This window comes from Halalkalibaculum roseum, assembly GCF_011059145.1.
Lineage (GTDB): Bacteria > Bacteroidota > Rhodothermia > Balneolales > Balneolaceae > Halalkalibaculum > Halalkalibaculum roseum.
The window spans coordinates 411,223-433,903 of the sequence record NZ_JAALLT010000004.1 but is presented as its reverse complement, the minus strand read 5'-3'; the positions used below and the strand labels follow the sequence as shown (position 1 = coordinate 433,903).

At 44.7% G+C, this 22,681-nt stretch carries 21 protein-coding genes and 1 other RNA gene; 9 read left to right on the top strand and 13 right to left on the bottom strand.

All coding sequences use genetic code 11. The features are described from left to right. Positions 1 to 71: 71 nt before the first annotated feature. The 6 genes from G3570_RS13810 to G3570_RS13785 form a co-directional block, all read right to left on the bottom strand. Positions 72 to 908 (bottom strand): purine-nucleoside phosphorylase, encoded by an 837-nt coding sequence (locus G3570_RS13810; RefSeq protein ID WP_165143343.1) that lies wholly within the window; start codon positions 906 to 908, stop codon positions 72 to 74. Positions 909 to 1,101: 193 nt separating this feature from the next. Next, positions 1,102 to 1,722 carry a DivIVA domain-containing protein gene (locus G3570_RS13805; protein ID WP_165143341.1) on the bottom strand — a complete coding sequence of 207 codons (621 nt, stop codon included), beginning with the start codon at positions 1,720 to 1,722 and terminating at the stop codon, positions 1,102 to 1,104. A gap of 45 nt (positions 1,723 to 1,767) precedes the next feature. After that, a complete protein-coding gene (locus G3570_RS13800; protein ID WP_165143339.1) occupies positions 1,768 to 2,136 on the bottom strand; it encodes a hypothetical protein in 369 nt (122 codons plus the stop codon). Beyond that, positions 2,133 to 2,429: a hypothetical protein gene (locus tag G3570_RS13795; RefSeq protein WP_165143337.1), complete on the bottom strand. Its 297-nt coding sequence runs from the start codon at positions 2,427 to 2,429 to the stop codon at positions 2,133 to 2,135. The genes G3570_RS13800 and G3570_RS13795 overlap by 4 nt, the downstream gene beginning before the upstream one ends. After that, the gene (locus tag G3570_RS13790) at positions 2,429 to 2,743 is read right to left on the bottom strand and encodes a hypothetical protein (protein ID WP_165143335.1); all 315 of its coding nucleotides are present in this window, start codon (positions 2,741 to 2,743) and stop codon (positions 2,429 to 2,431) included. The genes G3570_RS13795 and G3570_RS13790 overlap by 1 nt, the downstream gene beginning before the upstream one ends. 71 nt (positions 2,744 to 2,814) lie before the next feature. After that, complete coding sequence (locus G3570_RS13785; protein WP_165143333.1) at positions 2,815 to 3,528, bottom strand: YggS family pyridoxal phosphate-dependent enzyme; 714 nt, start codon at positions 3,526 to 3,528, stop codon at positions 2,815 to 2,817. 269 nt (positions 3,529 to 3,797) lie between these two features. On the opposite strand from G3570_RS13785, the gene G3570_RS13780 reads away from it, so the two are divergent. The 5 genes from G3570_RS13780 to G3570_RS13760 all read left to right on the top strand — a co-directional run bounded on the left by G3570_RS13780 (position 3,798) and on the right by G3570_RS13760 (position 7,654). Further along, on the top strand, positions 3,798 to 4,853 hold the full coding sequence (locus G3570_RS13780) for a Nif3-like dinuclear metal center hexameric protein (RefSeq protein ID WP_165143331.1): 1,056 nt from the start codon (positions 3,798 to 3,800) through the stop codon (positions 4,851 to 4,853). 18 nt (positions 4,854 to 4,871) lie between these two features. After that, complete coding sequence (locus G3570_RS13775) at positions 4,872 to 5,603, top strand: zinc ribbon domain-containing protein (protein ID WP_165143329.1); 732 nt, start codon at positions 4,872 to 4,874, stop codon at positions 5,601 to 5,603. A 95-nt stretch (positions 5,604 to 5,698) separates the two neighbouring features. Beyond that, positions 5,699 to 6,112, top strand: an RNA gene (gene rnpB, locus G3570_RS13770) — RNase P RNA component class A. Positions 6,113 to 6,256: 144 nt separating this feature from the next. Continuing rightward, positions 6,257 to 6,886, top strand: coding sequence for a hypothetical protein (locus tag G3570_RS13765; RefSeq protein ID WP_165143327.1), 630 nt, complete (start codon positions 6,257 to 6,259; stop codon positions 6,884 to 6,886). 246 nt (positions 6,887 to 7,132) lie between these two features. After that, on the top strand, positions 7,133 to 7,654 hold the full coding sequence (locus tag G3570_RS13760) for a c-type cytochrome (RefSeq protein ID WP_249067115.1): 522 nt from the start codon (positions 7,133 to 7,135) through the stop codon (positions 7,652 to 7,654). A gap of 61 nt (positions 7,655 to 7,715) precedes the next feature. Here the strand turns inward: G3570_RS13760 and smpB are convergent, their stop codons facing one another. The 4 genes from smpB to G3570_RS13740 all read right to left on the bottom strand — a co-directional run bounded on the left by smpB (position 7,716) and on the right by G3570_RS13740 (position 11,334). Continuing rightward, entirely contained in the window at positions 7,716 to 8,192 is a 477-nt protein-coding gene (gene smpB / locus G3570_RS13755) for an SsrA-binding protein SmpB (protein WP_165143325.1), read from the bottom strand. Between the two features lie 161 nt (positions 8,193 to 8,353). Beyond that, positions 8,354 to 8,773: a hypothetical protein gene (locus G3570_RS13750; protein ID WP_165143323.1), complete on the bottom strand. Its 420-nt coding sequence runs from the start codon at positions 8,771 to 8,773 to the stop codon at positions 8,354 to 8,356. 81 nt (positions 8,774 to 8,854) lie between these two features. Beyond that, a complete protein-coding gene (locus G3570_RS13745; protein ID WP_249067112.1) occupies positions 8,855 to 10,099 on the bottom strand; it encodes a site-2 protease family protein in 1,245 nt (414 codons plus the stop codon). 11 nt (positions 10,100 to 10,110) lie between these two features. Continuing rightward, positions 10,111 to 11,334: an arginine deiminase gene (locus G3570_RS13740; protein ID WP_165143321.1), complete on the bottom strand. Its 1,224-nt coding sequence runs from the start codon at positions 11,332 to 11,334 to the stop codon at positions 10,111 to 10,113. 227 nt (positions 11,335 to 11,561) lie between these two features. Between G3570_RS13740 and G3570_RS13735 the strand changes: the two genes are divergently transcribed. Next, the gene (locus tag G3570_RS13735) at positions 11,562 to 12,422 is read left to right on the top strand and encodes a transglutaminase-like domain-containing protein (RefSeq protein WP_165143319.1); all 861 of its coding nucleotides are present in this window, start codon (positions 11,562 to 11,564) and stop codon (positions 12,420 to 12,422) included. A 6-nt stretch (positions 12,423 to 12,428) separates the two neighbouring features. On the opposite strand, the gene G3570_RS13730 is transcribed toward G3570_RS13735, so the two are convergent. The 3 genes from G3570_RS13730 to G3570_RS13720 all read right to left on the bottom strand — a co-directional run bounded on the left by G3570_RS13730 (position 12,429) and on the right by G3570_RS13720 (position 17,644). Further along, positions 12,429 to 14,693 (bottom strand): glycosyltransferase, encoded by a 2,265-nt coding sequence (locus G3570_RS13730; RefSeq protein WP_165143317.1) that lies wholly within the window; start codon positions 14,691 to 14,693, stop codon positions 12,429 to 12,431. Positions 14,694 to 14,827: 134 nt separating this feature from the next. Then, positions 14,828 to 16,192, bottom strand: coding sequence for a sensor histidine kinase (locus G3570_RS13725; RefSeq protein WP_165143315.1), 1,365 nt, complete (start codon positions 16,190 to 16,192; stop codon positions 14,828 to 14,830). A gap of 72 nt (positions 16,193 to 16,264) precedes the next feature. Next, positions 16,265 to 17,644 (bottom strand): sigma-54-dependent transcriptional regulator, encoded by a 1,380-nt coding sequence (locus G3570_RS13720; RefSeq protein ID WP_165143313.1) that lies wholly within the window; start codon positions 17,642 to 17,644, stop codon positions 16,265 to 16,267. A 360-nt stretch (positions 17,645 to 18,004) separates the two neighbouring features. Here G3570_RS13720 and G3570_RS13715 point away from each other — a divergent pair, with 360 nt between their 5' ends. The 3 genes from G3570_RS13715 to G3570_RS13705 all read left to right on the top strand — a co-directional run bounded on the left by G3570_RS13715 (position 18,005) and on the right by G3570_RS13705 (position 22,526). Next, positions 18,005 to 19,297 carry an efflux RND transporter periplasmic adaptor subunit gene (locus G3570_RS13715; protein ID WP_249067110.1) on the top strand — a complete coding sequence of 431 codons (1,293 nt, stop codon included), beginning with the start codon at positions 18,005 to 18,007 and terminating at the stop codon, positions 19,295 to 19,297. Positions 19,298 to 19,382: 85 nt separating this feature from the next. Then, complete coding sequence (locus G3570_RS13710; RefSeq protein WP_165143311.1) at positions 19,383 to 20,072, top strand: ABC transporter ATP-binding protein; 690 nt, start codon at positions 19,383 to 19,385, stop codon at positions 20,070 to 20,072. Positions 20,073 to 20,174: 102 nt separating this feature from the next. Beyond that, complete coding sequence (locus tag G3570_RS13705; protein ID WP_165143309.1) at positions 20,175 to 22,526, top strand: ABC transporter permease; 2,352 nt, start codon at positions 20,175 to 20,177, stop codon at positions 22,524 to 22,526. Positions 22,527 to 22,681 lie beyond the last annotated feature (155 nt).

The window sequence follows — 22,681 nt, the reverse complement described above, 5'->3', positions numbered from 1 at the left end:
TATATGCTCAGTAAATGCTATAAGGCCGATATTTGAGACATTATAAAATATAAATAAACGGAGAGAGCCGGTTAAAGTTTTTCTAGTACGCCTGTGATGACCTGGGTCATTTTTGGTTCAGCCATTCCAGCCGCTTCCAGCACGTCTTCTATATTTACGGGTTCCAGCGCATCGGGCAGGCATTCATCGGTAATTACCGAAATGCCCAGCACTTCCATACTCATGTGCACTGCCGCAATAACTTCGGGCACGGTACTCATGCCGACTACATCAGCCCCGATTAATCTCAGGTAGCGATATTCGGCCTTTGTTTCAAGGGTCGGGCCGCTCAAGGCCAGATACACGCCTTGATGCATCTTGATACCCTTTTCAAGAGCTACATTTTCAGCAATTTCCAACAGCCTCTCGGTGTAGGGTTCGCTCATATCGGGGAACCTTGGTCCAAGCTCGTCATCGTTCGGACCTATAAGCGGGTTGTCACCAAGCATATTGATATGGTCATTGATCAGCATGATATCACCACGCTTGTAATTCGGATTCATGCCTCCACAAGCGTTGCTTACAATCAAGGTATCGGTTCCGTTTGCCTTCAGAACACGCAGCGGGAAAACAATTTCCTGCATTGTGTAGCCTTCGTAATAGTGGAATCTTCCCTGCATTGCGACGATCTCTTTACCGCCAAGTTCACCAAAGAGCAGTCTGCCCGCATGACTTTCAACCGTGGAAACCGGAAAGTGCGGGATGTCTGCATAAGAGATAGTGTGTTTTACATCGATCTCATCAGCAAGGTGTCCAAGCCCGGTACCCAAGATGATGATATAATTCGGACGCATATCCGTTTCATCTTGTATGTAGCTTAAAGCTTCATCACGTTTTGTTCGGAACTCTTCTACGGTTTCTCGCTGCATACTGCTGTCAGGTGGTTAAACTTTTGAAATTTATTAGCTGAGATGATAAAGAAACTATATGAATTTAGGTATAAGGTATAAGTATCTATACGACTTGATATATTTTTAAAACTGAATGAGGATTTATGTTCGTTTTAAGTGCTGATAAGCAGAAAAGATTCTGACTAACCCCTTATACCCTATACCTAAATCCTCAATCAAGCTCGTCAATCAGGTCATCTACATCTTCGGTGCCGGGAGGAAGTGTCTGAGCATCTTCATCTGTAGCGTCGGAAGAGCTGTCGGATGTACGATTGTTTATTTTTGATCTAAACTTGCTGTCAAATTCCTTCTCTTCGCTTTTGGGTACTTCAAATAAAGCGGCTTCATCCTTGGAAAACTGATCGAGGGATTCCTGAGCCAGTTCAAGATAGGAGCGGATACCGCCAATGATCTCCTTGCGGCGGTCCAGCAGCCGGAGTATACTCTGACGAATTTGCTGCCGCTGCTGGTTGGCTTCTCTTACGATGGTATCAGCTTCCATCTCAGCTTTCTCAATTTTATTTCTGGCATCCTTTCGCGCCCCGGCCAGCTTCTGTTCGGCAGACTCCTTGGCCGTTTGAAGTGTTTCATGAAGTGCTTCTTCAACTCTTTCGTAGTGCTTGAGTTTCTCCTCCAGGCTTTCTATTTGCTGCTCAAGTTCCCGATTTTTGGCAACCAGGTGCTCCCACTCGTTCGACATCAGGTTCAAAAATGCCTGAACCTCTGCCTTGTCATATCCTCGTATGGATTTTTCAAAATTTTGCTGCTTTATCTCAAGTGCTGTAAGCTTCATAGTGGTAAATATTTGCCTGCCAAAAGATCTGTTATAGTGAAACGTCTACTCTCGCAACATGTTCCTCAAGTTACCATCTGAAGATTTGGTCTCTTGATTTTCCTCGTCTTCTTCAATTTCAATGGTTCGCCGCGGCTCCTCGATTTGCTTAGGCGATGAGGATCCGGATCGTGATTTGGAGATGGTATGCTGATCTTCATCGGTGACAATGGCTTCCAGGTTCTGAAGTCGCCTATCTGTCTCTTTCTTATGCTGCATGAAAGCCCTGGCCAAGCGCTCAAAGGTTTCATCATCATAACTGTTCCCACCCAGCCATGTACGGATAATTTTAAAAATGTTATAAAAAATGAATCCTGTTAAACCTACTCCGCCTATTATGGCTAATATTGATAGTACAAATTCTTCTCCACTCATGATCTGACCTTGTCTTTTTCTTGTAAATCGTTGGTTAACCCACCTTCTCTGGGGGCCTCAATTTGTTCATAGCTTTTTTTATTCTTCATTCCTTGCTTAGCGAGGGCGTCTTCCAGGTTGCTGACTCTCTGTTGCATTTCTTTTTTATGCTTAATAAATGCCTGGGCCAATTGATTATAACTTTCACTTTCAACATTGTTATCGCGGTACCGGTATTTCATCCAGGTACTGATCAACCCTGTTGCACAGCCAATGGCAACAACTGCTATCACCATGATAAATTCAGGTTGCATTATTGGGTCCTCCGTTTTTCAGCTAATTCAGATACTTTCTGTTTATTCTCTTCGGCATGATCTATCTCCTCGATCTCAATTTCTTTCATACCTGCCCCGGCACCCGTTTTAAATTCCTCCGGTTCGCCTGCTGCAATGGCCTCAAGATTCTCTATTCGTGTCTTAAGGGAATTGACAAGCTTTCGCACATCATCCACTTCCTGTTCGTTTTGACGGCTTTTGTTCATCAGTTTCATTTTGTTTTTCTGGTATTCCAGAATCATTCCGCCGATGATTGCCACTAATGGTATGAGCACCCAAATCCAGCTTGCCATAATAGAAGGTATTTCATTAATGTTAATATAATGTACTAAATCTCAGGGATATTGAAAGGTTGGTTTCACGATTAATCGTCACCATAGTTTCGTTCTCCGAATATCGCGCGTCCTACCCGTACCATTGTTGAGCCTTCTTCAATGGCAATTTCCATGTCGTTAGTCATGCCCATCGAAAGCTCATCAAGTTGAATGTTCTCGCACTCCCATTCCCGGTGACTGTCACGAATTTCTCTAAGGAGCCTGAATTCAGGACGTACTTCCTCCACTTTATCGGGATCCACAAACGTTGCCATGCCCATCAGTCCGCGCACTCGAACATGATTTTTGCCTTGTGCATACTTCAGAATTTTCTCCAAATCTTCGGGTTCGCATCCGCTCTTCTGGTCCTCGCCGCTTATGTTCACCTGTATCAGTGTATTAATCACCCTGTCAATGCGGGATGCTCTTTTTTCTATTTCTCGTATGGTCTTCTTTTTGGGAACAGAATCAATCCAGTTCACACGTTCAACCATATACTTAATCTTGTTGGTCTGAAGATTGCCAACCATATGCCATTGAATATCATCATGCTCGCAGGCATCCATCTTATCCTGCAACTCTTTGGCACGGTTCTCCCCAAAATGAATTTGTCCGCATCCATAGGCCTCTTCAATATCTTCAAGAGGTTTCATTTTGCTGACGGCTATAAGCGTAATTTCATTGCTGTCTCTCCCGGCTTTCTGGCAAGCTTGTTCAATCCGGTGTTGAACATCTTTTAAGTTTTGGCAAATATCTTCGGACATAAATCAAAAGTTGGTTTGGAATACCCTTGCAAAATAGTGGGTATCGTATTTGGTTAATAAGGATTTAATTTCACTGAACGAATTCATTAAAAATAAGCTTTTAACAAACGGATTTAAATCGTATTTTTGGAGTCTGAATCAAAGATATGATCAATAATTTATTCGACTCGGTTCTGAATAAACTTAAATTTAGCAATCGTTATTTATTTGTTTCTAGGCGTCTTTGGTCTGCAACCTGTAACTCTAAGAATGGGGGCAGATAGCCAGCTATGAACATCCAGGTTCGGCATATTTCTACCTTCCTGAATCAATGGGCACCGCCCAACACGAAACTGGATTATGATAACGTAGGTTTACTGGTCGGAGATCCCAACAGGCACATTTCTAAAGTTCTTACCTGCCTCGATGTCACTCTGGATGTGGTGGATGATGCCATTAATAAAGGGTGTGAACTGATTGTTGCCCACCATCCTCTCATTTTTCAGAGCATAGACAGTATCAATCCCGTGAATGAGCAGGGTAAGATTATATACAAGCTAATTAAAAATGATATAGCTCTGATTGCAGCTCACACCAATCTGGATGCTGCACTTGATGGGGTCTCTTTTGTGCTTGCACAAAAACTCGGGCTAGAGAATGTAAAGTTTCTGGATAACAGCTATAACATCAGCCGGAAGATTGTTTTGACCACTTCTCATTCAGACAGTGAGTCTATGCTTAAGCTTTTGAACTACTACTCGGCTGAAGAAGCACATTATTATACTGTGGAAGGACGGAAAGGTCAGCAGTATACCTATGAAGCCATTATTGACGAGCATAATGTATCCGGACTCAAAAACGAATTGAAGAAAAACGGGCTTCTCGAGCAGAGTGACTTCAGGATCATGGACATTGCCAGTCCCTCAAATAATGTGGGGATGGGTGTGGTCGGTTTTTATAGGGACCAGGGATTGACCCAGCACGATTTTCTTAATGTGGTATCCAGGGCACTCGACACCGATGCTATTCGTTATTCAGGCTCTGCAGACCAGATCAAGAAGGTAGCTGTTTGCGGCGGTGCAGGCGTTTCACTTGCACGAAATGCCATCAGGGAAGGTGCGCAGGCTTTTGTGACAGCCGACATCAAATACCACGATTATTTTACGGATGCAGATGATTTTATTTTGATCGACGTAGGCCATTATGAAAGCGAGATTCCTATTGTAGAAGCGCTTCAAAAAGAGCTTTCTGAGGCTTTCGAAGAACTCGAAATATTCGAGACCGGGGTGAATACCAATCCGATGAACATTCACATAGCAGATTTTAAACAAAACCAACAGGACTAAACGATTACAAAGCAATCTATGGAAGAAGTACTTCAACAACTAGCCAATCTTCAATACATCGACAGCCGAATTGACCAACTAAAACAACTGCGAGGGGATCTACCGGAAGAGGTTCTGGATATTGAAACTGATATTAATCGGTATGAAGCTAAGTTGAATCAACTCGAGGAAGAAGAGCAGAACCTGAAAGTTGAGCTGAAGAATATGGAGCTCGAGGTGAAGGATGCTGAAGAGAAAATGAAAAAATATGAAGATCAGCAGACCTCGGTTCGCAACAATCGTGAATACGATGCCTTAACCAAAGAGATCGAAGCTCAGAAGCAGGTAATTGAAAACGCCGAATCCAGGAAAGAAGAAATTGAAAAAAGACTGGAAGAGATTGAACCGGAAAAGGAAGAGGCAAAGGAACATCTTGATGAGGTCAAAGAGCTACATAAAGAGAAAAAAGAAAACCTGGATAAGGTAGTTCAGGAAACCGAGGACGAAGAAGAAGAGCTCATCAAAACGCGTGAAAAAATTGAGGAAGAGATTGACGAACGGTACCTGAGAAGCTACAAGCGTTTACGTAACGGGCTTTCAAACGGCCTGGCAGTAGTAGCTATGGAAAAGGGTGCTGCACTGGGTATGGCACTGCCGCCACAGACGCAGGTAGAAGTTCGCCGCAAGAATAAGATTATCATTGATGAAAACAGCGGTCGAATTGTAGTAGATCCTTCATTCTTCGAAAAAGCCAAGAAAGAACTCTCCTGATTGGTTCTATTCTTCTATGATTGCAAACTGAAGGGGTTTTAAATCCCTTCAGCCCTCCTGTAGGTTACTATTGGTCTTTTTCCTTATCTTTATTAGTGGATGATCGGGTAATCGCCCGCCTGCGCCAAGGCTTCGGCGGGCAAGTTCTATAATTGGGACTTGCTCACCGAAGCTTTACGCGTAGGTGAGAGGAAAGTCCGAACACCTGCGAGCATTGTGCTTCCTAACGGGAAGATTCGGGAAACCGGATAGCCAGTGCCACAGAAAATATACCGTCCGCCAGCCGGCGGATAAGGGTGAAATGGCGGGGTAAGAGCCCACCGCTCTGGTGGTGACATCAGAGGCATGGCAAACCTCACAAGGTGCAAGTTCACGCAGGCTGTGCGCTGCTCGTCGCTATACGGCCGGGTGGAACGCTTGAGCCCGTGGGTAACCGCGGGACCAGATAAATGATTACCGGCCACATTTATTGTGGCTTACAGAATTCGGCTTACAGATCATCCAAACTATTCATAAAGGCTGCCCGAAGCACTACTCGGGCGGCCTTTACTATATGCCCCTACATTAACGAATACTAATTCTTATTGGCAATAGAATTTATTTATTTATTTGAATGCGGAGTGTGGCTAATTAGAATTAAAAGGGGTTTTATAATGGTGACGGACGGTTATATCAGAAGAAGTTGTAAAAAAATCAGCATACTTCTGGCTTTTTCATTTTTCGTAACAATTTCAGGCTATTCGCAGAATATTTTTCTTTCTGATTCACCGGGGCTGTTGACTTACGGTCAGTTTTCCCAGGTGCAGCAATTCGATGGTGCTTCGGTTGGACTCAACTATTCCTTAAACGGCAAAACCGCCTTTGGAATTAGTTATGGTTCCAATTCGCTCAATAACCGCAATTACCAGTCGGTTAGCGTACTCGCTAATGTTCTCATCAAAAAGCAATCGGAAGGCGATATATTGAATTTTGAAGTGATGCCTTCCTTTGAACGAAAATATCACAATCCTACCAATCAGAATCTGAGTCTTTTTGCGCTGGGTACCGGCATTTCCAGGGACTTCAGCCAGCGGTCTGACATCAACCTTATTCCGCGTGCTTCTTTTTCCTATCTCATGTCTCCCTCGGTAGGCCTCACCAATTATTTTTCAGCCGGTTTGGATATGGGTTTGGGTTACGATATCAGCAGCAACTTAAAGCTGATCGTCAATCCCGGTCTGAATGTTCGCATGGATACCGGTAGCTATAATGGGACATTCACCGGCGGTTTTCTGGTTCACTAAACCCTTCTCTAAATTGTTGCCACCATCGGTTCAGACCGTGAAGATTTAAAAATAATCATAGGGAGAGGGCCATGGATTTATCTCTTTCCACAGAAGCTTAACGCCACTTTTGCACGTAAAATATTATTAACAGCCTATAAACTTTGTCAACCTTAGTACGTATAATGCTGTCAATTTAGAGGGTGTGTCTGTTGCTTTTCTTCATCTTCTAAAGAAAAAATGTCGCCAATCTAATTTATTAATAATATGAATAAGCTAATATTGTGTATGGGGATGGTACTCCTGTTAGCGACAGGATGCGAAAAAAAGAAGGGTGAGAACCAACCGGAAAATAGTGTAATAACTGCGGCAGATAGGGTTGAGAAAGGAAGGTATTTGATTATGACCTCCGGTTGCAACGACTGTCATACGGATGGTTTTATGCAGGATTCGGGCAAACCCGAGAGCAACTGGCTTACGGGATCGGCTTTGGGGTGGCAGGGTCCTTGGGGAACAACGTACCCACCAAACTTGAGGTTGACGGTGCAAACACTCTCTGAGCAGCAATGGCTTGATATGCTGAAAACGAGAAAAGGCATGCCTCCCATGCCATGGCCGAGTGTCAACGCCTTTAATGAAGAAGATGCAAGAGCATTGTATGCCTATATTAGGTCACTAGGCCCAAAAGGTGAACATTCTCCACTGGCACTTGCACCCGGTGTTGAACCTCAAACACCCTATCTGTCGATGATGCCTCAAAATCTTCCGCTGGCTGTTTCAGCCCAATGATAGGTAACATGAGTATTAATGACCGTAGAAAAGGCTGAATTCTGAAGCCTTTTCTATGGTATTACATATTCACTTTGTAGGTGCCTTTATACTTACGTTCCAGCTCCCGCTTGGTATCTCTCTCTTTGATATCTTCGCGTTTGTCGTATTTCTTTTTACCGCGGGCCAGGCCAAGCAGTATTTTAGCGTATCCTTTTTTGAAATAAACTTTAAGGGGGACCAGCGTGTAGCCTTTTTGGGTCACAGCTTTATCCAATTCTGCTATTTCCCTCTTGTTTAGCAGCAGTTTTCGCTCACGACGTTCATTATGGTTGGCGTAGGAACCGTGGGAATAGGGTTTGATATACATGTCGCGCAGCCAGACTTCTCCGTCTCTCAGGTAGGCAAAAGCTTCCTGAATACTGGCTTTGCCATTTCGAAGTGATTTGGCTTCTGTCCCTTTCAAAACGATGCCTGCTTCATACGTTTCTTCTACATCATACTCATGCCGGGCCTTCCGGTTCTTAATGGTCGGTGTAGAATTTTGGTTGTTGGACATCTACAAATTGGTTACACATTAGTTGTATTGCTCCTACAAAAGGTAAGCTTTTTATAGGACTGTATCAGGTGAGACGTGAAACGTGAAACGTAATGCTTGATGCAATTTATTCAGAACTACATCTTACCGTCTCCCGTCTCCCTTTTCACCTTTCACATACATCAGTAATTAAATCCCAGTTCGTTCAATTGGCTCACAATATCCTGACCTGGAGATTTGTCCGGCATTGTGCTGTAGATATTCATAATCTGGTCAATTTCAGATCGCGCTTTCTGGTTCTCCGGATTGATTTTTAGGACTGCGATATACTGCTCCAATGCGGATGTCATTCGGTTGCGCATGGTACTTCCTTCGGGCCCGCGGTACTCCAGGTAAATACCGTAATTCAGGTAGGTTTTTTCCTTTAGGCGGTCGATGTCGGCTTCGGTCTCCGAGGGATTGGCATCATCAAGGAGATTGAGCGCTTGCTCGTATTTGTCTTCAGCGATCAGCTGATCGATCCTTTCTGAAAGGTTTTCCGGAGTACCGGAACTGCAGGAAATAAAGAACAACATAAGGCTTAGGGATAGGATATACTTCATATATGAGGAGTAAGTGTTAAAAATTTGGTTGAAAATATACGGAAATATGTTCCATTGTGACAGAATGAGAGGCTCGAAAAGTCAGATAAAGTATAATGGATTGGGACTAATACATAGTATAAATATGATCATGCTCAGCCATCCAAGAAATTTACGCGTGGGACTCAGCTGACGTTCATAATATGCCGGCGGATGCTCCACTCGTACAAAATAAGCGATAAAGAATGACCAGACGACCCAGATCAAAGACCCCGTGGTTGTGATGCTTCCTTCCACAAGGTAAAGATATGCAGCAGATATGGCCATTGAAATTAGGAGCAAGGGGGCTATCCATTCATAGTCCTTATGAAATGCTTTATTGAAAAGCACGAAGAGTACTCCGGCCCAGATAAACCAGCTATAGATGCCGGAAGGATGACTCAAGCCCCAGCTTTCAAGCGAAAGATGAACAAAAGGTATGAATTCAATGCCTGCCAGCACCGTCAGGATTCCGAAAGCAATGCGTGCCACTATCCGGTGCTTTTTAAATCCGATCAAGGAGTATAAAATATGCCCCCCGTCAAGCTGTCCGACAGGCATGAGGTTAAGTGCTGTGAAAAAGAGGCCCAGCCATCCTGCAAATAAAAAGGGATAGTGATACATTTCCCACATGGGCGGCACATTTTCAAAAAATTGTGCTAAAAATGAATAGAGCAGCGTTTCTCCCACTATCAGTACATTCCCATTGGTACTTTCGGTTGGCATTTCGGGAAATACACCGTTTGCATTTACATATTCCTTAACCCCTTCGTGTCCTGCGAATTGGTTGATATAACCCGGTTCAGGAAGTGTGGAGAACCCGATAATCAGTACAGCCAGGGAGACTACAAAACCTGCAAGGGGACCTGCAATCCCAATATCAAACATCTTTCTTGTGTCATTTATCTTCTGCTTGATACGTATGACTGCACCCATTGTGCCGATTCCAAGTGGAATGGGGATAAAATAGGGCAGTGTAACTTTAATTTTGTGATATTGGGCAGCAAAGAAATGCCCGAATTCATGTACGCCCAGAAAACCGAGCAGCAGTGTGGCAAAGAGAACACCTCTTAGCAGATCTTCGGAATTGGGCATAACGACAGGGAAAAGGGAACCGGAAAATCCGACAAAACTCGCCCCAACAAGGCTCACAGAAGCAAAGGTCAGGATAAAAAGACCAAGATGCTTCAGGATGGTCTTGGTATCGAACTCTTTGGGCCGATCGGTTATGTGATTGGCCTGGTCAGGCTGATCGGATGCTTCAAAATACTCTTTCGGCCACTTGGTGGTTTTATCTATGTCGCTCAATGTGTTTTAATCTATAGGTTTGTCCTTGCAATGGGCATAGTCATACAACGAGCACCGCCCCTTCCCCGGCATAACTCGTGACCCAGAAAAGAAATAGCAATTTTTTCCTTGCCCGGTTCAAATTCACGGTCTTTATACATATCGATAAAATCAAATTGATTCATAACGGTATATCCATGTTCTTCCAGCATTTGGAATGTTCCGGTGTTTCGCTCATAACCGACAATAATGCCGGGAGCAAGTGCAAAAACGTTTGCACCGTCTGTCCATTGCTCACGAAATTGACGAGTTCTGTCTTCTCCTCCGCATTTGATGAACGTAAATTCGCGCTCCATCAATTTTTCCATGGCATACTTAAGAGAGGGAAGGGTCTCGCTTGTTATAGAACCGTTATTGTAAGTCATGGAAACAATATTGTTTTTCCTCTCGGTAATAGCAGGAGGGAACACGATGCATTCATCTTCACTGGCAAAGGTAAAGATGGTATCGAGGTGCATCGAAGATCTCTGTTTGGGAATGTCTACTGCCAATACTGTTTCAATTCCGCTTTCCAGAAGTCCTTTCGAAGCCGTCATCAGTCCGCTAAATGAAGTGCGCTCACTCATTCCGATAATCACCAGCTTCTCTGAAGCTACCAGCACATCTCCGCCCTCTATAGATGCCTGATCAGCAATAGGGATTACATGTTTGTTGGTTTCCTCAAACATAGGATGAAAGCGTACCAGGGCTTCCATGAGCAGCGCTTCCCGGTACCGGGCTTTTTTTGCAGGTTTTGAAATAAGCACATTTTCACCAACCATCGCGGCGAGATCGCGGGTAAACAAGAGATTTGGCGTAGGACTCAAGGTAAATCTGCCTGAGGATGCGGATCCTTCGATCACAAATTTCAGAAGGGCTTTCGGACTCAGGTCCTTCAACTCTTTTTTAACAACGTATAAATTCAGTTCAGGCAGTTTGTCTACAAGGCTGTCAATGAAATAATTTCTTGCCTCATCCATCTGCAGTGTTTCAAGAAACAGGTCGGTAATTTCATAAATCTGACCATCCGAAGGCATAGCGGTTTTGAAAATATCCAGCATATCCAAATGTTCCTGTTTGGCATCTTCCTCAAAGATGATGTCATCAAACAGTAACTCGTCTTTATGTTCGGGATTTACCAGTGATACTTCATTGCCCGGTGTGTGAACAATTACACCCTTAAGTCTTCCTGTTTCTGAGGTAACATTCAATTTCATAGTCATATTTATTTATGATGAACAATCCGGCTGATGTGTCAACAAATCGGATGTAATATTACTAACCTGTACGCAGTGCGGCGTAATATACGTTTTAGAGAGCCTTTTAATAAAAATACTTTAATGAAGAATTTGAAAATAAATTTTCTAATTTAATTCGCACGATACATTGTTAAAAGCTGTTGTAATGCGGTGATACAAAAATACAACGTATAGCATAGTTCGTAATGTCCAATAAAGCGGAAATAGAATCTCTTATTTATTTACTTGAGGATCCAGATCCTTATGTAAAAACCAACGTCAGGAACAGGCTGTTCGAGCTTGGTGAACAAGCTGTACCTCTTCTGGATGAGCAAAAGAGTCAGAGCAAGGACGATGAAGAGCGAGAGCTGATCAATGATATCATCCAGTGGATAACCTATGGCAGCCTGCAGGAAGACTTTTTGGAAGTTCTTGAGAATGGACTCGGAAATTTGAAACAGCTTGAAGATGCTGTCTTTATTCTGGCCAGGTTCGAGAATCCTACTCTGAGAGAGGAAGAATATAAACGCAAGCTTGACCGCTTTGCCAGCATGGTCAGTGATGACCTGAAATACCAGCTGGATGACAGCAAAAAGATGCACATCCTTCTCGACTTTGTATTCGATGAGTTGAGTTTCAGGGGCAGTAATGTTGATTATTACAATCCTGATAACTCATACCTGCACCGGGTCATCGACCGCCGGCAAGGACTGCCAATTTCATTGGCATTGATTGTACTCTTTCTTGCGCGTCGTCTTGAACTGCCTTTTTACGGGGTTAACATGCCGATCCATTTCATGCTAAAATACAAAGGCGAGCTCGACGAGATACTGATTGATCCTTTTGATAGAGGAAAAACGGTGACCTATAACCAATGCTACTTCTTTTTGAAGCAAAACGGAGTGGAACCAAAAAGTGAGCACTTTGATACCGCTCAGCCCTATGAGATTCTGGCGCGTTGTATCCGTAACCTTATTCAGAGCTATTCCCGTCTGGAAAAAGAAGATAAGGTTGAAAATCTGAAGAGTCTGCTGAGTGCCGTCGAAGCTATGACGCCACAGGGCTGATTAGCTTCAGCTTTTTATTTTAAACTCCGTCTCGCCTGTTTCTGAGTACTCGAAGGGATTGATCTGGGAGGCTATACTGTAGAAAGACTCCGCTTCTTCCGTGTTTCCTTCAAAACGGTGTATGTCTCCTGCCAGTTTATAGAGCGTAGGATTGGTAGGAGCCTTATCCAGTAACTCTTTGAGTTTAGGAATGGCTTCCTGAAATTCTTTGTCGGTCACCATCATCTGAAGTTTGTAGAGTTCCGACTGCAGTGATTGCTGCTCAGCCTTTAACTTACTTAGATAGTGCTTACATCGCGAAAATATATTCCGATAGTAGTAAAAACGTACCAGCTGGTAGATAAGTGAAGTGGGCAGATCGACGTTGTCCAGGCGATCTTCCAGCCGCCTCATCAGTTCTCTCTCCTCCATCACCATCATTAGATGCACCAGCTCGCAGAGTGTATCTGCATCATGTTCAGCCTGCATCATCTCTGTTTTCAGTTCATCGGTAAACAGCTCGCTGAAATAATCTTTTAGAGGTTCCTCCGGAAAAAGAGGATTTATCAGCCTGTCGATAGCCAGGAGCTGGTCAAACCGGCTTTTTGATTTAAGCTCTTCTTCCGAATATACTTCAATGCCCCACTTTTCATTGAAATAAGCAACATTCTTCCAGTACTGTTCACTTTCCGTATCCAGGTTCAGTCCAAAGGTGGTGGTTCCATATTGATGATCTATAGAAACTTCCGTGGCAATACCCACTCTGTGTCCGTTTTTACGTGCTTCAAAACACAGATCGATGTCTTCAAAAAAGGCAAGCTGGTAGGACTCATCCATCCGCAGGTCGGTATCGAGCCTGATCATCATGCAAAAACTGTCAAGATACTCAGCTCGAACCAGCTCTTCATTATATTCTTCCTGATAACGGGTGGATTGATCAGGGTTCAGTGTTTTGTTGGTCATGGGACCGATGATCGCATATCGCGGATGTTCGTCCATCAGTCGTTCCAGTTCGGATATCGCATCGCTTTTAAGATTCACATCATTGTGTAGCACACAAGCGTATTCCCCGACGGCTGCATCAAGCCCCTGATTCACTGAAGCAGCAAATCCCTTATTATTAGTATTGGTGATGATCTCGCAGCTAAAAAATTCTTTTTGCTCCAGCTCTTCCAGATAGTCGTGGGTATCATCAAGACTTGCGTTATCAATGACGATGAGTTTGGTTGTTTTTGGATCGCAGTGTTCTGAAATGGAGATCAGGCAATGTTCCAGTACTTCTTTGCCGTACAACGAAGTTGGAATGATGATGCTGGTTTTGATATCGGCATTTTCGGGCCTGGTGTTTTGCTCGGCAATCAGCTCATGTTTCAATTCTGAAGCTTCTACGAATCGTCGCTTCTTTTCAAGGATCTGTATTTTAAGCTCTTTTGCTCTCGGGTGATTCGGTTGCTGGGCCAGGACTCTTTCTACCAGTTCCAATGCGGAGCCAAGCCGGCCTTCTTGTTTCATATGGAAAGCTTCGGCAAGCTGTTCATTCTGGAAGTCGGCTCCTTGCTTTGGAGTATCTTTTTCAGGGATGTCCCCATACAGTTGTAAGGCTTTGCTGCGAACTTCACGATTTAAATCCGGGTTGCGAAGCAGCGAGTATATCATCTCCTTCTTATCCGTCCCGGGCAGGGGTACCGGTTTGGCCATGCCGGAGAGGGTGCTGAATTTTTCTACCTGTTCATAGCTAGCCGATTCCGACAAGAAAAGGCGCATGCTAAGTTCCAGTCCGTGATGGCTTTGCTGGTAAGGATTAAAGAAGAGCTGTTCGGATGGTATAGCTCCCAGGTTCCAGATAAACGAGGCATCATCATGCCAGGTTTGTCGGGCTATGTAGGAGAGCCATTCATCGGGTGTTTCGGGTAGCTGAAGCTGCTGAATGAAAAAGCTGCACTTCGGATTATCCTTTGCTCTCTGTATCACGGATTTCAACCTGCTTTCATCGACTTGTTCCAGGGAGCTTGGGCACCAGACCAGGGAGCTGTTGCACTGCTGGAGGGCTTCGTTCAGGCAATTTCCCCTGCCCGTCGATTCCTCGTGCTGAAAGAAAAAAGTGCGTTCGTGGTCGTAGTAATCGAGCAGTGATTTGATGGCGTCGCTGCTGCCGTCGTTGGAGGCATCATCAATGAGTATCAGTTCAAAGGGGATGCTGTTAAGTTCAAAAACAGATGACAAGGAAGATTCGATGACATCCCGCTGGTTGTGGAATGTAAGAATGATAGAAAGCGATAATTTCTCAGGCATAGGTCTATCTCAATTCTTCGAATCTGTTTGCCGAAATATACGATATGAAATGAGAAACGCGAATCGCGTATTAATTTGATTGTTGGAATTTGCAAGATAAGTTTTACCACTTAGTCACTTAGTGGTAAAGTAATTTAGAAGCGTAACGTAAAAATAGTGCCCTTATCTTCGTCTGATTTTACTGTCAGGGTGCCCTTATGCATGCGCATGATCTGTCTGGAAAGGCTCAAGCCTATACCCGAACCCCCGCGATCCGTGGGTTTGCCGGTGCTGTAAAAGGGGATAAAGATTTTTTGCACATTCTCTTTTGAGATCCCGGTACCGTTATCGCAAACTTGAATTACTACTTTCCCGTCGCTGTCCATGAATCCCTTGAGTGAGATCTTTGCATTCTTAACATCCTCAAGTGCCCGAAAGGCATTCTTCATCAGATTGATGAGCGTCTGCTCGATCAGGTGCGGGTCGGCAGTTACTTCCAGGGTTTCCGGATCTACGTCAACAGTTATATCAACATCCTGGGCTTCAGCCTCGCCTTTGTTCAGATTTCGAAGACGCATCAGAAGTTCTTCTACTGGAAAGTGCTCGTAATGCGGTTCCGGTATCTGAGTGAAATCGCGGTAGGAATTGACAAAGCGCATCAGACCCCGGCTGCGATTCTTGATGGTTTGGAGTGCCTCTTTCACGTCCCCGATGGCTTCCTTGTCAATAGAATAATGATCATTCTTTTCTACTGATTTCTGTTCAAGCAGCATGTGAACAGTATCAGAAAGAGATGAGATCGGGGTAATGGAGTTCATAATTTCATGGGCTAGCACCTGCGTGAGGTTTTGCCAGGCCTCCATCTCCTTCTCTTCAAGTTCTGTATGTATGTTCTGGAAGGAGACCAGCTTATAGAGGTCATTGTGCATGCGGAACTCCGTGGCATATATGGCCAGCTGCAGGGTTTCATTATCTACCATGACACGTACAAGGTTCCGGTTCCCGCTCTTCAAAGCCATAACTGCATTCAGCAAGGGTTCACTGATTTCACCCAATGCCTTGATATTTCGCAGCGTTGGGATCTGGAACAGACGTTTTGCTGCCGTATTAATAAGCTCAACTTCTCCACGATGATTGAAGGATATAAGTCCAATACCTACATGCTGTACTACGGTTTGCAGATACCTAAAGTGCTCCTGTTTTTCGGCGCGCTCCTTTTTGAACTCCTCGATGACCCTGGTAAATGCCTTGTTCAGGGATTCAAAAGAGGATCCTAAACCGTGATCGGGAAAGGCCCTGGAAAAGTCAGAATAGCGAATGGAATTTAGAAAACGGGTCAGTTTTTCATTTGTTCGTTCAACATAGCGGATTAGCTGAATCACTTCCAGAATGACGACGACAAAAAGGAGGGTCATGCTGACATAGTATTCGGTGCTGAAGATTAGATACAGCCAAAGCCCCAGGGTGCCCATCAAAAGGAGCACTCGCCAAATAACACCGAATCGAAAATTTTTGATCATAAAATCTAAATTATTGGAACACTGAATCCACAGGTACTGCAGATTCTCACAGATTATTATATCCGCCTTCTATTATAGATCATATTTTTCCATTCGGCGATAGAGCGATGCGCGTGTAAGACCCAGTTCATCGGCCGACTTGGAAATGTTGCCCTCATGTTTATCGAGGGCTTTGCGGATTACGGTTTTCTCTACTTCCTCAAGGTTATAATCATGGAATACCATTGTGGAGTCTTCACCGTGCAGGGAAGTCAGTAGAAAATCTTCCGGCTGGAGCACCGAATGGTCGGTCATAATCACGGCGCGTTCAACGGCATGCTGAAGTTCTCTGACGTTGCCGGGCCATTTGTAGGATTGTAACTTGTTCAGTGCCGGGTCGGATATTTTATGAATGTCTTTATCATACTTTCGTGAATACTGCTTCAGAAAGTGATTGGCCAGCAAAGGGATGTCAACGGTACGGTCACGCAGCGCCGGCAGGTGAATTTCAATGGTATTGATACGATAGAGCAGGTCCTGTCTGAACTCATTATTGTGTACCATTTCCTGTATGGGTTCATTTGTGGCACAGATCAGTCGAATATCTACCTCCACCGGTTTATTCGAGCCAACCCGGGTTACTTTCCTTGTTTCTATAGCTGAGAGCAGTTTGGGCTGAAGCTGAAGAGGGAGATTCCCGATTTCGTCCAGAAAGAGTGTTCCGCCTGAAGCAACTTCAAAGCGTCCGGCTCTTGATTCCTTAGCATCGGTAAAAGCACCGCGTGTATGGCCGAACAGTTCGCTCTCAAAAAGGTTTTCCGGTATGGCACCGAGGTCCACGCTGATAAAAACCTCATCGCTCCGGTTGGATCTGCGGTGCAGAGCCCGTGCCACAAGTTCTTTGCCGGTTCCATTTTCACCGGTAATGAGTATGTTGGCGTCGGTTTTGGCCACTTTTTCAATGGTCTCAAATACCTTGTTCATTGCCGGGCTTTTCCCGATGATATCCTGGTAGTGCTGGTCGATATCTGCGCTCAGCTGTTTCTGGCGGGTTTTCAGGGTTTCTACTTCCCTTCGTGATTCGGTGAGGTTCAGTGCGGAATGCACTGTGGCAAGCAGCTTTTCATTCTGCCATGGTTTTAGCACAAAATCTGTGGCGCCCAGTTTGACAGCCTTGACCGCTTTCTCCACATCCCCGTAGGCAGTAATCAGAACAACAGCCAGCGATGGATCTATCTCAAGTATGGTTTTCAGCCAGTGAAATCCCTCTTTACCGCTACTGACATCCTCAGTGAAATTCATGTCGAGCAAAACCAGGTCGTAATCGTAGTTTTTCAAAAGGTTAGGGATGGAGGATGGGTTCTTCTCAGTATCGACTTTTGCGACATGTTGTTTGAGAAATAACTTGGCTGCCTGAAGCACATCCGTATCGTCATCAACCACTAAAACTCGTCCGGATTTTTCCTTGGTCATGGAGTCTAAATTTGAGTATAGGAACACATATGAAACGGGTTAAGCTGATTTACGCAAATTTTTTGTAGAAGTTTTTTATAACTAGCAGTGTAAATCAGCCAAATCTGTGTCATCCGTGTTCTATGTATTCAATTATCGTACCTGAAATAATTTGTGGCATTTATGGGCTTAAACCGTCATTATAAGTAATCAAGATAGTAAAAGTGTTCGATATCGAACACCCCATGTATCACAGTGCACAACTTTTTTTGATCAACTGCGTATTAGAATGCCGTCGGGGTTATTTTGACTTTGGCACGCAAATTGAATTACTAAGTGTATGTATAAGTATAACCAGCAAGAAATAGCAATATAATTTAGATGTCACAGAACTCAGCAGCAGCAGATCTATCCAGTGCCGGGATGGATAAGAAACGAGAGAAAAAAACATGGACGGCCAAGCGTATTGGAATGATTGTGGGTGGTTTGGCAATTGCAGCCCTTTTTATCTACAGTTTTTTCCTGATGGATGTCCGATCCACCCTGAATGTGGACCGGGCCAAACTTACTGTCAGTACCGTGCAGGAGGATTCCTTTCAGGAGTTTATTCAGGTGACAGGTACGGTTCAGCCTATTCAGACGATTTACCTTGACGCCATTGAAGGAGGAGTTGTTCAGGAAGTATACCGCGAGTCGGGTACCATGGTGGAACAGGGTGATACCATTTTAACACTTTCGAACTCCGCGCTCCAGTTGAACGTGTTGAACCGGGAAGCACAACTGTATGATCAGATTAACAATGTGCGTAATTCGAGATTAAATCTGGAGCAAAATACGTTGCAACTGCAGGAGCAGCTGGCCAACGCCAAATCCCAGAGAGATATTCTGGAATCACAATTTCAACGCCAAAAGCAGCTGGTAGAAAAGAATCTGATATCCCAGCAGGAATTTGAGGAGACGAAAGAAAATTTTGAATACCAAACGAGGCGATACGAATTAACTTATGAGTCCTACAAGAAAGACTCGGTGCAGACCATAACCCAGCTGCAGCAGCTAAATGATTCGGAAGATCGAATGTACCGAAGCTTGAGTGCTGTTCAGGGCATATTGGACAATCTGGTGGTTACCGCGCCTACTTCCGGCCAGCTGAGTACTATCGAATTGAATCAGGGACAATCCATCTCACAGGGTGAGCGGATCGGTCAGGTGGATATACTGGATAGCTACAAAATCAGGGTAGGTATTGATGAGTATCACCTCTCGCGAATTTCTACCGGTCTGAGCGGATCCTTTGACTTTAACGGGGCTGAGCATGACCTGGTGATCACCAAGATTTACCCGGTAGTAAATAACGGTCAGTTTGAGGTCGATATGGAATTTGTGAATGAACCGCCAACGGGACTGACCCGCGGACAAACAACGAGAATTCGCCTTGAACTGGGTGAGTCGTCGAATGCCATCTTGCTGGCGCGCGGTGGGTTTTACCAGACCACAGGAGGTAACTGGGTATTTAAAGTCACTGAAAATGGTGACCGGGCAGTGAAACAATCGATTCGCCTAGGCCGGCAAAATCCGGAGTATTTTGAAGTACTTTCCGGCCTAGAGCCTGGAGATAGAGTCATCACCTCCAGCTACGATACCTTCGGCGATAATGAGGTTTTAAATCTAGAATAATTTTAACCACTCAGGCACTGATAAACTAAGTGTATTGAGTGCCTAAGTGGTATTCAAATTTGACCATCAACCAACACAACGCATCATGATTAAAACAAAGAACCTTAAGAAGATATACACCACGGAAGAGGTAGAAACGACCGCTCTCAATAATGTGAACCTTGAAATCAATGAAGGTGAGTTCTGTGCCATCATGGGTCCATCGGGATGCGGAAAGTCGACCCTGCTTAATATTATGGGCCTGCTTGACAACCCTACCGAAGGAGAATACCATTTCCTGGGCCATGAGGTTTCCAATAACTCCGAGCGGGAGCGGGCACAGCTACGCAAAGGGAACATCGGATTCATCTTCCAGAGTTTTAATCTGATTGACGAGCTCACGGTGTTTGAAAACGTTGAGCTTCCGCTTCTATACCTCGGTGCCTCCTCCGACGAACGCAAGGAAAAGGCCGAAGCGGCTTTGGAGCGCATGAGTATGATGCACCGCCGCAACCACTTCCCACAGCAGCTTTCCGGCGGTCAGCAGCAGCGCGTGGCTATTGCCCGGGCTGTGGTCGCCAATGCCAAGCTGATACTAGCCGATGAGCCCACCGGTAACCTGGATTCCGATCACGGTGACGAAGTGATGAAACTATTGGCCGAACTCAACGAAGCCGGCACAACGATTGTGATGGTTACCCACTCCCCACACGATGCCGATTATGCGCGGCGCGTCATCCACCTGTTCGACGGGCACGTAGTTACCGAGAATATGCAGGAAGGATTTCACGTGTAGCAGTTTTCACTGATCCCTGATATCTGTAAACTGTACTGCAACGTTTTTAAAAATTTTACGTCTACACTCTAGAACGAATTAACCAAGGGTGGGGATGGATCCATGATCAAAAATTACTTAAAAACGGCATTTCGAAGTTTCAAAAGGCATAAAAGTTCATTCTTAATCAATGTTATCGGGTTGTCCATCGGGATGGCCTGCAGTATTCTCATCTTCCTCTGGGTTTTTGATGAGCTGGGTCATGACCGCTTCCATGAAGATATCGATCAGATTTACCAGGTCATGGAACACCAGACCTACTCAGGAGATAAGTTTACCACGCAATCGACTCCCGGGATCTTGGCCCCTACACTTAAGGAGGAGGTGCCTGAATTCCAGTATATAGCTACCTACACCTGGAATATGGATTTTCTATTTACCAAAGGGGATAAATCCCTTAAAGAAAACGGACTTTATGCCCGTCCTGATCTCTTCCATATCCTTTCGATTCCGCTCTTACAGGGTAACCGTGATCAGCTGCTTACCAAACCCAATTCCGTTGTGATCTCTCAACAGATGGCCATGAAGTATTTCGGGGAGTCTAATCCGGTAGGTGAATCTATCACTCTGAACAACGAAGAGCTCCTCACCGTCACCGGTGTGTTTCGAAAACTTCCGGAGAATTCATCCATTCGGTTTGATTTCGTACTACCCTTCGAAGACTGGCTCAAGACCAATGATTGGGCTCTCGAGTGGGGGAATAATGGTCCGCGTACCATCGCGAAGCTCCATGCCGGTGTTGACGTAGCCGCATTGAATAACAAGATCAATGATTTCATTAAAGAAAGGAATGAAGACTCTAATGTAGATCTTTTTGTCTATCCTTATGCCGACCTGTACCTGTATGGACAATTCGAGCAGGGAGAGCTTGCCGGCGGGCGCATAGATTATGTATACCTTTTTTCTATCGTCGCTGTCTTTATTCTTCTCATCGCTTGCATCAACTTCATGAATCTGAGTACTGCCAAAGCGGGGCGAAGAGCTAAGGAGGTGGGTATCCGAAAATCAATTGGTGCCACCAAAGGGTCGCTGGTGGGTCAGTTTATAGGAGAATCCATGATGATCACGTTTTTCTCACTGCTGCTTTCCATCCTGCTCGTAGAGGCTTTCCTACCGGTCTTTAATGGACTGACCAGCAAGGCGATAGATATCAATTATTTCGAGCCTGTGCTTTTATTGATCTTCCTGAGCACAGCCCTCTTTACCGGTTTGCTAGCGGGCAGCTATCCCGCTTTTTACCTCTCATCTTTTGAAGCGGTAAAAACACTGAAAGGAGCCATAAAATCATCGACTGGTGAGATCTTTGCGAGGAAAGGGCTTGTCATATTTCAGTTTACCTTATCGGTGATACTGATTATCTGCACCATCGTTGTTTACCAGCAGATACAGTTTACGCAGACAAAGAACCTGGGCTATGACAAAGACAACCTATTGTATTTTACCGTCGAGGGTGATCTGAATAACAGTTGGGATTCTTTCCGTCAAGAAATTTCAAATGTCCGGGGTGTTACTTCCATTTCCAGGGCCGGGGCTACCTTTATGGGGCGAAATAACAATACTTCGGGTCTAGAATGGCCAGGCAAGGATCCCGAGACCCGAGTACTCTTCGAAAACGTAAGTGCCGATTACGGACTGGTGGAGACCCTTGGTTTTGAATTAGCCGCCGGGCGTACTCATTCCAGGGAATTCGGAGCGGATACTTCCAGGATCATTATCAACCAGCGAGCAGCTGATGTTATGGGTATGGATGACCCTGTCGGTAAGTTCATCACGCTTTGGGATCAGGAGACAGAAATTATTGGTCTTGTAAAGGATTTTAACTTCCAATCATTACGGCAGGAGGTGGAGCCCCTATTTTTCAGATTGGCACCGCAATATACCTGGAGAGCATATGTGCGTGTAAATAACAGCGAGATTCAGAACACTATAGCGGGGATTGAGAATGTCTACAAGAAATTCAATCCTACCTACCCGTTTGAGTATGAATTTATGGATGAGCAGTATGCCGCCTTATACCGAAGCGAGCAGCGAATTGGGGATTTGGCAAAGTATTTCTCCATTTTTGCCATTCTAATTTCCTGTCTGGGACTATTCGGTCTATCAGCTTTCACCGCTGAACAGCGTTCAAAAGAGATAGGAGTGAGAAAGGTATTGGGTGCCAGTGTGCAGAACCTTGTACTATTGCTAACCAAGGATTTCACAAAACCGGTGCTTTTTGCCATCATGATCGCCATACCGATTTCATGGTGGATGATGGACAGCTGGCTGTCTGATTTCGCCTATCGCTCCGGTCTTGACTGGTGGATATTTGTGCTATCGGGTAGCATGGCTATTCTTATCGCCTGGCTGACGGTAAGTTGGCAATCGATCAGGGCAGCGTGGGCAAACCCTGTGCAGAGTTTGAAGAGTGAATGATTGCAGTGAACAGTTTACAGTTAGCAGTGTGTCAGTGAACAGTATTAAGAATTCAGAACTCAGGAGTCAGAATTCAGAATTCAGAATTGCATCAAAAATTTGACTTAAATCCTGCTAACTGCTCTGTGCAACTATGAACTCCTCTGTGACACTCT

Excerpts from the sequence above, each read along its gene's own strand:
- G3570_RS13810 (WP_165143343.1), bottom strand. The coding sequence starts at position 908 with ATGCAGCGAGAAACCGTAGAAGAGTTCCGAACAAAACGTGATGAAGCT.
- G3570_RS13805 (WP_165143341.1), bottom strand. The coding sequence starts at position 1,722 with ATGAAGCTTACAGCACTTGAGATAAAGCAGCAAAATTTTGAAAAATCC.
- G3570_RS13800 (WP_165143339.1), bottom strand. The coding sequence starts at position 2,136 with ATGAGTGGAGAAGAATTTGTACTATCAATATTAGCCATAATAGGCGGA.
- G3570_RS13795 (WP_165143337.1), bottom strand. The coding sequence starts at position 2,429 with ATGCAACCTGAATTTATCATGGTGATAGCAGTTGTTGCCATTGGCTGT.
- G3570_RS13790 (WP_165143335.1), bottom strand. The coding sequence starts at position 2,743 with ATGGCAAGCTGGATTTGGGTGCTCATACCATTAGTGGCAATCATCGGC.
- G3570_RS13785 (WP_165143333.1), bottom strand. The coding sequence starts at position 3,528 with ATGTCCGAAGATATTTGCCAAAACTTAAAAGATGTTCAACACCGGATT.
- G3570_RS13780 (WP_165143331.1), top strand. The coding sequence starts at position 3,798 with ATGAACATCCAGGTTCGGCATATTTCTACCTTCCTGAATCAATGGGCA.
- G3570_RS13775 (WP_165143329.1), top strand. The coding sequence starts at position 4,872 with ATGGAAGAAGTACTTCAACAACTAGCCAATCTTCAATACATCGACAGC.
- G3570_RS13765 (WP_165143327.1), top strand. The coding sequence starts at position 6,257 with ATGGTGACGGACGGTTATATCAGAAGAAGTTGTAAAAAAATCAGCATA.
- G3570_RS13760 (WP_249067115.1), top strand. The coding sequence starts at position 7,133 with ATGAATAAGCTAATATTGTGTATGGGGATGGTACTCCTGTTAGCGACA.
- smpB (WP_165143325.1), bottom strand. The coding sequence starts at position 8,192 with ATGTCCAACAACCAAAATTCTACACCGACCATTAAGAACCGGAAGGCC.
- G3570_RS13750 (WP_165143323.1), bottom strand. The coding sequence starts at position 8,773 with ATGAAGTATATCCTATCCCTAAGCCTTATGTTGTTCTTTATTTCCTGC.
- G3570_RS13740 (WP_165143321.1), bottom strand. The coding sequence starts at position 11,334 with ATGAAATTGAATGTTACCTCAGAAACAGGAAGACTTAAGGGTGTAATT.
- G3570_RS13735 (WP_165143319.1), top strand. The coding sequence starts at position 11,562 with ATGTCCAATAAAGCGGAAATAGAATCTCTTATTTATTTACTTGAGGAT.
- G3570_RS13730 (WP_165143317.1), bottom strand. The coding sequence starts at position 14,693 with ATGCCTGAGAAATTATCGCTTTCTATCATTCTTACATTCCACAACCAG.
- G3570_RS13725 (WP_165143315.1), bottom strand. The coding sequence starts at position 16,192 with ATGATCAAAAATTTTCGATTCGGTGTTATTTGGCGAGTGCTCCTTTTG.
- G3570_RS13720 (WP_165143313.1), bottom strand. The coding sequence starts at position 17,644 with ATGACCAAGGAAAAATCCGGACGAGTTTTAGTGGTTGATGACGATACG.
- G3570_RS13715 (WP_249067110.1), top strand. The coding sequence starts at position 18,005 with ATGTCACAGAACTCAGCAGCAGCAGATCTATCCAGTGCCGGGATGGAT.
- G3570_RS13710 (WP_165143311.1), top strand. The coding sequence starts at position 19,383 with ATGATTAAAACAAAGAACCTTAAGAAGATATACACCACGGAAGAGGTA.
- G3570_RS13705 (WP_165143309.1), top strand. The coding sequence starts at position 20,175 with ATGATCAAAAATTACTTAAAAACGGCATTTCGAAGTTTCAAAAGGCAT.